The 2,386-nt window shown below is 66.2% G+C and carries 1 protein-coding gene; it reads right to left on the bottom strand.

All coding sequences use genetic code 11. The features are described from left to right. On the bottom strand, positions 1-2,386 hold a 2,386-nt coding region (locus tag AU185_RS13350; protein ID WP_156425519.1), incomplete at both ends, for a condensation domain-containing protein.

Raw genomic sequence — 2,386 nt, 5'->3', positions numbered from 1 at the left:
CGCGTCACATTGGCATGGGTGACCGCCACCCCCTTGGGCGTACCAGTAGTGCCCGAGGTGTAAATCAGATAAGCGATCCCCCCGCCACCAGGAACCGGCAACGGGCTACTCGATTGACTGCCAATACGCGGATCATCAACATCAATCACCACCACACCGCACTCATCCAGCCGCCCGGCCAGATCAGCGGTACTGATCACCACCTTGGGCCCCGCATCAGCGAGCACGAACGCGATCCGCGCCTCGGGATGGGCCGGATCGATCGGCACATAAGCCGCCCCCGCCTTGAGCACCCCCACAATCGCCACGACCGCCTCAGCCGACCGCTCCACCAACAGGGCCACGCAATCCCCCGCGCCCACACCTTCGGCAGTCAACAAGTGCGCCAACCGATTTGCAGCCTCATCAAGCTCGTGATACGTCCACGAACGCTGCCCGCCACACAACGCCACCGCATCCGGAACCCGCCGCACCCACACGTCGAACAACTCCAGAATCGACACCGGCGCCGCAGACCGCCCCAACACCACCCGATTACCGACCTCATCGAGTCGGGCATGCTCGAACTCGTCAAGCAAATCCACCGACGACAACGACCGCCCCGGATCAGCAGCCATCACCACCAACACCCGCCGCAACCGCTCCACCACAGCCTCGACACTGGCCGCATCAAACACATCAGTGCGAAACTCCACCGCTCCGCCGATCCCGGCGGGCTCACCAGCTTCGGTCCACCGTTCGGCCAATGAGAAGGCCAGATCCCAGCGGGCGCTCTGGGTGTGCACCGGCATCGACGTGACCTGCAAATCACCCAAAGTCAGTCCGGCGGTGGGATCCTCATGCTGCCAGTTCTGCCAGGCCACCGCCACCTGAAACAGGGGGTGGTGGGTGAGGCTTCGGGTGGGGTTGAGCCGCTCCACCAGTACCTCGAAGGGCACGTCCTGGTGCTCGTAGGCGGCGAGGCTGCGCTGACGCACCTGGTCCAGCAGTTCAGCGACAGTGGGATCCCCAGCGAACTCGACCCGTAACACCAAGGTGTTGACGAAGAATCCCACCAACTCGTCGAGCGCGGGATCACCGCGTCCGGCGATGGCGAAGCCCACCGCCACGTCGCGGCTCGCACTGAGCTTGGCCAGCAGCAGCGCCAATCCGGCCTGGACCACCATGAAGCTGGTCGCGTTGTGTGCACGGGCCACCCGGGCCACGGTCTGCTGCAATTCGGCCGGCCAATCCACGGCGACACTTGCGCCGCGGTGATCGGCCACCGCCGGGTAGGGCCGATCGGTGGGCAATTCCAGCCGCTCCGGCAGCCCGGCCAGCGCCTGCTCCCAGTAAGTCAACTGCGCGGTGATGGGGCTGTCGCTGTCCGCCAGATCGCCCAGAAATTCGCGCTGCCACAACGTGTAATCGACGTACTGCACCGGTAGCGGCGGCCATTCGGGAGCCTGGCCGGCACACCGGCTGGCATAGGCCACTCGTAGATCAGCTACCAACGGCGTCGTCGACCATCCGTCGGCGGCGATATGGTGCATGACGGTCACCAGCACGTGTTCGTCGTCAGTGCCCTGGAAAAGGGTTGCGCGCAGCGGGATTTCGGTGGTCAGGTCGAAGGTGTGGCGTACCGTCGCGCCGATGGCTTCCTCGAGTTGGGCCGCCGACCAGCCGCTGGCCTCAATGACATTCCAACGGCAATCAGCCCGCTCGGGCGGCACGACCAGCTGCTGGGGCACTCCCTCGGGCGCGACGAACAGCGTGCGCAGGCTCTCGTGGCGGGCGACCACGTCGGCCAGCGCTGCGCCCAACGCCTCGACGTCGAGCCGCCCACTCAACCGCAACGCCGCCGCCAAGTTGTACACCGGCGACGGACCCTGCAGCTGGTCGAGGAACCATAACCTCTGCTGCGCAAATGACAACGGCACCACGGCCGGTCGCTCCACCGGCCGCAACGGCGGCAGCTGGTGCGAACCCGTACCGATCCGCGGCGCCAACTGGCCAACTGTGGGTGTTTCGAACACCGCGCGTACCGACAGCCCGGCATTCAACGAGGCGTTGGTCGCGGCGATCAGGCGCATCGCCGAGATGCTGTCGCCGCCGAGGTCGAAGAAGGAGTCGTCGACTCCGACGCGTGGTAGGCCGAGTACTTGGGCGTAGATGCCGGCCAGGATGTCTTCGATTGCGCTGGCGGGGGCGCGATATGCGCCGGCGGCGTATTCGGGTGCGGGCAGGGCGCGGGTGTCGAGTTTGCCGTTGGGGGTCAGCGGCAGCGCGTCGAGTAGCACCACCGTGGCCGGGACCAGATAGTCGGGCAACCGATCCAACAGCTGGGCGCGAATATCGCCCGGGTCTGCGCTGCCGGTGATGTAGCCGACCAGACGCTTGTCACCGG

The sequence above is a fragment of the Mycobacterium sp. GA-0227b genome (assembly GCF_001499855.1).
GTDB lineage: Bacteria > Actinomycetota > Actinomycetes > Mycobacteriales > Mycobacteriaceae > Mycobacterium.
Note: the sequence above shows the minus strand (reverse complement) of the source record. Positions and strands in the feature narration are given on the sequence as shown.